The following is a 9,502-nucleotide window of genomic DNA, read 5'->3' as shown; positions in this document are numbered from 1 at the left end:
CGAATATTTGAAATGCAACAAATAGAGCAAAGGGATAAAATAGCAAAAGCGTGATGAAAATGTTATTTTCCGATGCCGCACTGACCCGCTACAATGTCAGATTACTGCCGTAAAGAAGTTTGAGGAAGCAAGACAATGAGCACCACTATCGAAAAAATCCAACGCCAGATTGCTGAAAACCCGATCCTGCTGTACATGAAAGGTTCACCGAAACTGCCGAGCTGCGGTTTCTCTGCCCAGGCAGTCCAGGCGCTTGCCGCATGTGGCGAACGTTTTGCCTATGTTGATATTCTGCAGAATCCGGACATTCGTGCGGAACTGCCGAAATATGCTAACTGGCCGACCTTCCCGCAACTGTGGGTTGACGGCGAGCTGGTCGGCGGTTGTGATATCGTGATCGAAATGTATCAGCGTGGCGAACTGCAGCAGCTGATCAAAGAAACTGCCGCTAAATACAAGTCTGAAGAGCCCGACGCGGAATAATCCGTCCTGCAATACTGACGGATGCGAACGGGCATCCGTCAGTCCTTTCTCTATCCCCAATCCAGCCCTTGTGGCGAACTTGAAAATCCCGCCTCACGCAGCAGCGTAAACATCGGCGTTTGCCGGACCGGTAGATCATTCACTTCTGTTAGCGTAAAGCGCAGCCGTGGTTCGCGACGCAGTGCGGTAGTCAGCGCGTGGAAAACCTCTGGGGCGAGTAATTCCTCTTTTTCCTGCCAGACCAGCATTTTTTTGCCACCTTGCGCCAGATAGAGTAACAATTTGCCGCCAGAAACGACCACCAGCGCACCCGCCCGACGCGTTGGAACCAGCGTTGCCGGATGTGCAGGCCAGGGCAGAAGATTTCCCCACACATTAGCCGGATCGTTGGCAGAGAGCGCCACTGGTGTATAGTGGCGCGTTTGCGTGGCTTGTGTCGCCAGATCGCGCAATCGGTCAATAGTCAGACGTTCAGCGAATTGCGCGCCACCCAGACCTTCTACAAAACGACCTCGCATAATTCGCCCGGAGTCTTCCATACTTCGACAAAGCGTTTGCATCGATGGAAACCCGCCAGGGATATTTTCGGCTATCACCGCCTGACGACTGATGATGCCGTAGCGGTCGAGCATATTTTCCGCCAGCGCCAGCATCCTTTCGGTATCGTTTAGTGGCTCCACCTGCAATAACGACCAGCGTCCAGCCAGATTTGGTGTGTTGTAAGATACCCGCGGCGAGACGGGTTGCGCATAGACAGGACGTCCACGACGAGCCCGGTGACTGCGGCGAGTTGAGGTGCGTGCGTTGGAACTGCTGCGGGTGAGGGCGCGTAACGGTGCCCAAATGTCGCTGGTGATGACGCCTTGCCAGACCAGCGCCCATAACGCCTCTTGCAGGGCAGAGAGATCAACCGATTCGCCGATTTTGTCGCGTATCCGTTGGCTGATTTGTTGTGCAAACCAGGCTCCTCCGTCAGCCAGAACAGCGACTATCGCTTGTTGCAGCGCCGAACGATTCGCCTGATCCGCTTCGGCGGGAGTGAACGATTCTGCAGCATATTCCTGTAGATGCAGTGCCACCAGGCCGTCATCTTCACCCAGTTTTTTTTGCCCCGACCAGATAACCGCACCGGTTGCCAGTAATTCATCGAGCATTTCTGACGAATAGTCGCGTACGCGGGCAGGCAGGATCTGGCTTTCCCAGAGTGAGGCGGGTAAACCGACTCCGGCAAGCTGTTCGATCACCCGCATCACGCCATCTACGCCCTCATAAACGCCTGGCGATGTTGAGGCAAAGAGCGCCGGGCTACCATCGGTGGCGGGTAATACGCCCTGACGTTCCAGCAGCAATCGCGCATAGGTCGTGGCTGCAACGGGACGCGTCGCTTCTCTGGCGGCTTGCAGCGAGCGCAAACGCAGACGACGAAATACTTCATCGCTCACCCAGATGTCTTGTTGCAGATTCATCACCAGACCCTGTTCACGCAGTTGCTGAAGCTGCTCTTCGACAATGGCAATACCGAGACTAAACTCATGAGCCAGTTGTTCAGCCGTGACCAGAGCATGAGCCCGGAGATAGCGCAGAAAGAGATCGCGAAGCGGGTAACTGACTCTATGTAAATAAATCTCTGGCAATGACTCTGGTAGTCGTACGCCGAGGGCATCACGCAGCCTGGCGGCATCATCCATACAGGCAAGACGCTCCTGTCCGCTAATCATCGCTGGGAAGATTCGTTTTACTGCAAGAAGATTTTCCAGATACGACGCAACCTCTTCACTGCTGCCTGTATGCCGTTGCGCCAGGTCTTCAACGGTCATTGGCCCCAGTTCGCGCAGCAGGTCGAACAATCCTTCTTCACCTTTCGCTCTTCTGCCAGGAGCCAGTCGTTGCAACTCTTCTTCCACCTGGCGAATGACCTGCGGGTCGAGTAATTCCCCCGGATCGACCTGTCCGAGTAGATTGCGCAGTAACTCGCTGTCCAGCGACAGTACGGATGCCCGGCGCTCTGCCAGCGGGGCGTCGCTCTGGTACATAAATTCCGCGACATAGCCGAACAATAAACTTGTGGCGAAAGGCGAGGGCGTAGTGGTCGTTACATCGGATATTTGAATTTCGCCACCGTTCAGGCGACGCATCAAACGTTCCAGTGCGGGAAGATCATAAACATCTTGCAGACATTCGCGTAGGGTTTCGAGAATGACCGGAAAATCCGGATATCCCTGAGCGATTTCCAGCAACTGACTGGCGCGCAGCCGTTGTTGCCAAAGCGGGGTGCGATGGCCCGGAGTGCGCCCCGGCATTAATAATGCCCGCGCGGCGCATTCGCGAAAACGGGCGGCGAAAAGTGCCGAGCTGCCTACCGCCTCGCGGACAATTTGCAGCAACTTTTCTGGTTCAAACAAAAAAATCGCGGCGTCGGGCAATTTACCATCAGTGTCAGGAATGCGCGCAACAATGCCGTCATCACTGGCGACCACAGACGCGTCAGCGCCCCATAGGGCATGTATTCGCCCGGTAATCGCCAGCGCCCAGGGTTCATGCACCCGTCTTCCATAGGGAGAGTGCAAAATAATACGCCAGTCGCCAATTTCATCACGGCACCGTTCGAGGACCAGATGGCGACTCCCCGGAACGATGCCCGTCGCGTTGCGTTGCTCGTCAATCAACCCCTGAATATTGGCGTTCGTATTTTCTTCTGCCAGCCACGGGGGAATAGTCCCGGAAAAGAACGCGCCATCCGCCAGCAAATGAAGAAAATCGCCGATCATCTCGCCTAATTCAGCCGGACGTCCGTTACCTTCACCACGCCAGAAGGGGAGCCGGGCAGAACGACCCGGAGCAGGAGTCACAATCACCTGATCGCGGGTGATTTGCTGGATCCGCCATGAGGTAGCGCCGAGAGTGATAATGTCGTTCACCCGCGACTCATATACCATCTCCTCATCCAGTTCACCCACCCGCCGCGAACCGGCCTTTTCTTCACCTTCGGGTAATAACACGCTATACATGCCACGATCCGGAATGGTGCCGCCGCTGGTAACCGCCAACAATTGAGCGCCAGGTCGGGCGGTCAATATCCCGGTCTCCCTGTTCCAGACCAGTTTGGGGCGAAAAGCAGAAAAATCGCCAGAGGGATAGCGCCCGGAAAGCATATCCAGCGTGGCGTCAAAAACACGTCTTGGCAGATCTTTCCACGGTGCGGCACGGCGTACGCGGGAGTACCATTCGTCTACCTGTAATGCCTCCATCGCCGCGGCGGCAACGGTTTGCTGCGCAAGGACGTCGAGTGGATTATGCGGCGGTGTCAGGTTTTCCAGCCTGCCTGCGAACATACACTCTACAATGACTGCGGAATCGACTAAGTCACGCCGGGTACGAGGGAAAAACAGCCCTTTAGATACACCGCCAACCTGATGTCCGGCGCGACCAATGCGTTGTAACCCACTGGCAACAGAAAGCGGCGTTGCCACCTGAATCACCAGATCCACTGCGCCCATATCAATCCCCAGTTCGAGACTGGAGGTTGCGACCACGCAGCGTAACTCACCCGATTTCAGCGCCTGCTCGGTGATTGCTCGTTGTTCTTTAGAGACGGAGCCGTGGTGTGAGCGGGCAATAAAAACGTCGCTACTTTGTACACGGTTAGAGGTTGCGCCGGAGGTCGACTCGAAATGGGCCGCATCAACGGCGATAGACGGGGAACGCTGTAAGCGTGCGGCGTAAAGCTCATTTAATCGTGCCGTCAGTTTTTCCGCCAGCCCACGTGAATTAGTAAAGACAATGGTCGAGCGATGGCGCAACACTTCATCAAGGATACCCGTTTCAATATATGGCCAGATGGAGCCTTCCCGGCCGGCATGGCTGTCTTCGCCGGTGCTGCTGGCGACCGATGAGACATCATCCATATTGGCGACCGGTACGACAATTCGTATCTGCGGATGGCGCATTGCGGGCGGGTTGACTACCGTAACCGGGCGATCGCCACCAAGAAATGCTGCCACATCGCTGGCTGAGCGCACAGTGGCAGAAAGGCCAATTCGCTGTGCTGAGGTGTGGAGCAGCGCATCGAGCCGCTCCAGACTTAACGCCAGATGCGCACCACGTTTACTGCCCGCTACCGCGTGGACTTCATCAATAATTACCGTTTCGACGCCGCGTAGCGTTTCGCGCGCGCGGGAGGTCAGCATCAGATAGAGTGATTCGGGTGTGGTGATCAGAATATCCGGCGGATTACGGGTGAGTTTGCTGCGTTCCTGTGCAGGCGTATCGCCAGTACGGATCCCTACGCGAAGATTGACTTCCGTTTCGCCGCGCCGCCGCCGTTCATCGGCAATACCCTTCAACGGGAGCTGCAAGTTGCGCTGAACGTCGGTGCCCAGAGCTTTTATCGGTGAAATATAGAGGATGCGTGAGGTTTTACGCTTATGCGCCTCGCGGGTATCTTCGCCGCCTTCGCGGAAGAGCCGATCGAGGGCGTAGAGAAATGCTGCCAGCGTTTTCCCGGAGCCGGTCGGTGCAATCACCAGCGCATGTTCGCTTCGCGCCGCCACATGCCAGGTTTGCGACTGGACAGCGGTCGGCTGTTTAAAGGCGCGAAGAAACCAGTCGCGGGTCGCCGGTGAAAACACGTCCGGCAGGAGCGATGAAGGGTCTGGATTATCTGCCATTAACGCTATTCCCCGTGAATATCATGCAGGATGCGTGGAATAGCCTCACTATAGATGCCTGAATCATTGCATGTCATCAGGCATCGACTCGATTACACCTCTTCGGCGGCAGGTAGCGGCCAGCCTCCCAGACGTTTCCAGCGGTTGACGATTTCACAAAACAGCACAGCAGTGCGTTCGGTGTCGTACAGCGCGGAGTGCGCCTGGGTGCTGTCGAAGTCCATGCCAGCGGTCTGGCAAGCCTTTGACAATACGGTTTGTCCGAGTGCCAGCCCGGCCAGTGCAGCAGTGTCAAAAGTGGCGAAAGGGTGGAACGGGTTACGTTTCAGCGAGGCGCGTTCTGCGGCGGCCATCATAAAGCTGTGATCAAAATTGGCATTGTGCGCCACCATAATGGCGCGGTTACAGCCGCTCGCTTTAATACCTTTACGTACAACTTTAAAAATTTCGTGCAGCGCCTCGTATTCGCTGATCGCGCCGCGATCGGGATCGTTCGGGTCAATGCCGTTGAAGGCGAGGGCCTCTGGCTGCAAATTTGCGCCGACAAATGGTTCGACGTGGAAATGTAATGTGGTGTCCGGCATCAGCCAGCCTTGTTCATCCATTTTCAGGGTGATGGCGGCAATCTCAAGCAGCGCATCGGTTTTGGCGTTAAATCCAGCTGTTTCAACATCGATCACAACAGGATAAAAACCACGAAAACGGTCGCACAGACCGGTAAGTTGAGCGTTATCGGACATCTGATTCTCTTAATACGGATAAATTGCAGCGCGCATTATGACAAATATTACTTGTCGATGCAGTAAAGATGCGGGCGCGATGAGTTCGCGCCCGGCAGGAGATTAGTTGCCCAGACCGCGACCGGCGTCTTTCTCTTCGATTAACTCAATTTTGTAACCGTCCGGATCTTCCACAAACGCGATAACCGTAGTACCGCCTTTTACCGGACCCGCTTCACGGGTCACGTTACCCCCGTTTTGACGGATTTTTTCGCACGCTTCAGCGGCATTATCTACGCTAAGCGCGATGTGACCATAAGCAGTGCCGAGTTCGTATTTATCCACGCCCCAGTTGTAGGTCAGTTCAATCACCGCTTCTTCGGTTTCCGGGCCGTAGCCAACAAACGCCAGTGAGTATTTGTATTCCGGGTTTTCGCTGGTACGCAGCAGTTTCATGCCCAGAACTTTGGTATAAAAATCGATGGAGCGTTGCAGATCGCCAACGCGCAGCATGGTATGAAGAAGACGCATCTTTTTATCCTCAAAATGGCTAACAGATTCAAAATGTTGTTTTAGTATAGCGGCGGCTTTGCGCCGCTCGCAATGTTGGATTACAACGTCGGGTAATCAGTGTAGCCTTCCGCACCGCCACCATAGAAACTTTCAGCACGCTGTGGGTTAAGCTCAGCTTTGCGCTGCAAGCGGGCGACCAGATCCGGGTTCGCAATCCAGTCACGACCAAATGCCACCGCATCAATTAACCCTTTGCCGATCAGCGTTTCAGCTTTTTCTACTGTGTATGCACCTGCGCCGATAATCGGACCGTGGAAACGGGCGCGTACTTTTTCGCGGAACGCATCAGTATACGGTTCACCCCCCGCCCAATCTGGTTCTGACATATGCAGATAAGCAATGCCGCGTTTACCCAGTTGTTCAATCAGATACAGTGCATCGGCTTCTTCATTCGGGCCGTTATCCGTGTTCTGGAAAGTACCGATTGGCGAAACGCGAATGCCAATACGATCGGCACCCCATTCTTCAATCCCGGCATCGACCACTTCCAGTACCAAACGTGCGCGATTTTCCACGCTGCCGCCGTACTGATCGGTACGATGGTTTGAAGAAGGGGAAAGGAACTGATGCAGCAAATAACCGTGAGCAGAGTGGAGCTCTACCAGATCAAAACCGGCTTCACGCGCGTTAGCAATGGCCTGACGGAAATCATTGACGATACCTGGAATCTCTTCCGGTTCAAGCGCACGCGGCATGGATGTTTCAACACGGATCGCCTGACCATTTTCATCGCGCAGAGAAGTACGTGTTCCCGCGCTAAGTGCTGAAGGCGCTACCGGTGCCTGACCGCCAGGTTGCAGGCTGGCGTGAGAAATGCGTCCGGTGTGCCACAGCTGTACGGCCATATGACCATTTTCAGCATGAACGCCAGCGGTGATTTTTTTCCATGCGGCAATTTGCTCCGGACTATGGATGCCCGGCGCACCTGCATATCCTTTTGCCTGGGCAGAAATTTGCGTGGCTTCACTAATAATCAAACCGGCACTGGCACGTTGGCGGTAGTATTCCGCCATCAACGGGGTAGGGATGTCACCCGGTTCAATACTGCGCAGACGCGTCAGCGGTGCCATAAAAATACGGTTTGCCGCAGTTATTGCGCCCACTTTCAGTGGGGAATACAGTTTTTCAGATGACATAAAGGCTCCCGGTCGTCTGGTGATAAAAAATGCCTGCTAAACGGCAGGCGTCGCAATAATGGTTTTTACATGTGCCAGCGCGTTTTCCAGTGGCTCGGAATTGCGCGAAATTTTGGCCTGCAGATTCGCGCCAAGCCACAGTGCATAAAGCACTTGTGCCTGTTGCAGCGGTTCGCCACAAAAGGTTAAACAATGGTTCTCACGGCCATTTTCCAGCGCCTGAGAGAGCAGAATGATCACGCCGCGAGCACCTTTATCCATCGCGCTGCGCATATCTTCTGACAGATCGCACACTTCGGCAGAGAGTTTTACTGTCAGGCAACCACTGATGGTTCCATGCTGGCAAAACTGGTTCAGTGTTTGCTGGTAATAAGCCAGTATGCGGTCGCGGTAGTTACCTTCTCCGAATAGCAGCAACTCAGTCAGTCGCTGGTGATATGCGGCGTAATGGCGCTCAAGCATGGCAACGCCAAACGCTTCTTTAGAGCGAAAGTAGTGATAGAAGGAACCTTTCGGCACTTCAGCGGTTTTTAGGAGTTCGCTTAGCCCCATCCCGGTGAATCCACGTTGCAGGCAAAGTTGCTCACCCGTCGCCAGGAGATGTTCGCGAGTATCATGTTCGGTGTGTTTGTTCATGCGTTGGAGTGTAGTAGACCAGTCGGTCTAGTGCAAGCGAAGTTGCTACTTTGGACATTAACAGCTTCAATAGTGGTAATAATCTTATCTGAGGAGGGCGAGGTGGCGGAGCAATTAGAGTTCTTTCCCGTCCAGAGCCCGTGCCGGGGAATTTGCCAGTCTGACGAACGCGGGTTTTGTCGCGGCTGTTTTCGTAGTCGGGATGAGCGTTTTAACTGGAATAAAATGAGCGATGGCGAAAAACAAGAGGTGCTGCGCCTTTGTCGGCAACGATTAATGCGCAAATTACGTGCAAATAAGCCAGCGTCATCAGACGAACCGGAGCAACCATCACTCTTTTGAACCTAATCTTGCGTATACTCCTCTCATATCTGATAAGAGGAAGCGATTATGGTTCAGCGTATTACTATTGCGCCGCAAGGCCCGGAGTTTTCCCGTTTTGTGATGGGCTACTGGCGATTGATGGACTGGAATATGTCCGCCCGCCAGCTGGTCAGTTTTATTGAAGAGCATCTGGATCTCGGCGTGACCACCGTGGACCATGCTGATATTTATGGTGGCTATCAGTGCGAAGCGGCGTTTGGCGAGGCACTGAAACTGGCACCTCACCTGCGTGAACGGATGGAAATCGTCAGTAAATGCGGTATCGCGACGACCGCGCGTGAAGAAAACGTCATTGGTCATTACATCACTGACCGCGATCACATCATTAAGAGCGCCGAACAGTCGCTAATTAATCTCGCGACCGATCATCTGGATCTGCTGTTAATCCACCGACCAGACCCGTTAATGGATGCCGATGAAGTGGCGGACGCGTTCAAACATCTGCATCAGAGCGGCAAAGTGCGTCATTTTGGCGTATCGAACTTTACGCCTGCGCAATTTGCCCTGTTGCAATCACGTCTGCCGTTTACCCTTGCCACTAATCAGGTGGAAATATCCCCGGTGCATCAGCCGTTACTGCTGGATGGCACGCTCGACCAACTACAACAACTGCGTGTTCGTCCGATGGCGTGGTCCTGCCTTGGTGGTGGTCGTCTGTTTAATGATGATTATTTCCAGCAGCTGCGTGATGAACTGGCTGTGGTGGCAGAGGAGTTAAACGCGGGCTCGATTGAACAGGTGGTTTACGCCTGGGTATTACGTTTACCATCGCAGCCGCTGCCAATTATCGGTTCAGGTAAAATTGAGCGCGTACGGGCAGCTGTCGAAGCAGAAACACTGAAAATGACCCGTCAACAATGGTTTCGTATCCGTAAAGCGGCACTGGGGTACGACGTACCGTAAG

The 9,502-nt window shown here is 54.2% G+C and carries 8 protein-coding genes; 3 read left to right on the top strand and 5 right to left on the bottom strand.

Going from position 1 to position 9,502, the window contains the following annotated elements:
* Window positions 1-135: 135 nt before the first annotated feature.
* Window positions 136-483: a monothiol glutaredoxin 4 gene (gene grxD / locus QZF50_RS10245; RefSeq protein WP_000108172.1), complete on the top strand. Its 348-nt coding sequence runs from the start codon at window positions 136-138 to the stop codon at window positions 481-483.
* Between the two features lie 50 nt (window positions 484-533).
* On the opposite strand, the gene QZF50_RS10240 is transcribed toward grxD, so the two are convergent.
* The 5 genes from QZF50_RS10240 to nemR all read right to left on the bottom strand — a co-directional run bounded on the left by QZF50_RS10240 (window position 534) and on the right by nemR (window position 8,214).
* Window positions 534-5,150 (bottom strand): ATP-dependent helicase, encoded by a 4,617-nt coding sequence (locus QZF50_RS10240; RefSeq protein WP_023568766.1) that lies wholly within the window; start codon window positions 5,148-5,150, stop codon window positions 534-536.
* A 92-nt stretch (window positions 5,151-5,242) separates the two neighbouring features.
* Window positions 5,243-5,890 carry a ribonuclease T gene (gene rnt / locus QZF50_RS10235; RefSeq protein WP_001282276.1) on the bottom strand — a complete coding sequence of 216 codons (648 nt, stop codon included), beginning with the start codon at window positions 5,888-5,890 and terminating at the stop codon, window positions 5,243-5,245.
* A gap of 102 nt (window positions 5,891-5,992) precedes the next feature.
* Entirely contained in the window at window positions 5,993-6,400 is a 408-nt protein-coding gene (gene gloA / locus QZF50_RS10230; protein WP_001237796.1) for a lactoylglutathione lyase, read from the bottom strand.
* A gap of 80 nt (window positions 6,401-6,480) precedes the next feature.
* Window positions 6,481-7,578, bottom strand: coding sequence for an N-ethylmaleimide reductase (nemA, locus tag QZF50_RS10225; RefSeq protein ID WP_001748448.1), 1,098 nt, complete (start codon window positions 7,576-7,578; stop codon window positions 6,481-6,483).
* Window positions 7,579-7,614: 36 nt separating this feature from the next.
* Complete coding sequence (gene nemR, locus QZF50_RS10220; protein WP_001748447.1) at window positions 7,615-8,214, bottom strand: DNA-binding transcriptional regulator NemR; 600 nt, start codon at window positions 8,212-8,214, stop codon at window positions 7,615-7,617.
* 102 nt (window positions 8,215-8,316) lie between these two features.
* On the opposite strand from nemR, the gene QZF50_RS10215 reads away from it, so the two are divergent.
* Window positions 8,317-8,556 (top strand): DUF1289 domain-containing protein, encoded by a 240-nt coding sequence (locus QZF50_RS10215; protein ID WP_000840481.1) that lies wholly within the window; start codon window positions 8,317-8,319, stop codon window positions 8,554-8,556.
* A 48-nt stretch (window positions 8,557-8,604) separates the two neighbouring features.
* Window positions 8,605-9,501, top strand: coding sequence for an aldo/keto reductase family oxidoreductase (locus tag QZF50_RS10210; protein ID WP_000250661.1), 897 nt, complete (start codon window positions 8,605-8,607; stop codon window positions 9,499-9,501).
* Window position 9,502: the final 1 nt, after the last annotated feature.

The organism is uncultured Escherichia sp., from assembly GCF_948475835.1.
Lineage (GTDB): Bacteria > Pseudomonadota > Gammaproteobacteria > Enterobacterales > Enterobacteriaceae > ECMA0423.
The sequence above is the reverse complement of the archived record's forward strand: the minus strand, read 5'-3'. Positions and strand labels throughout refer to the sequence as shown.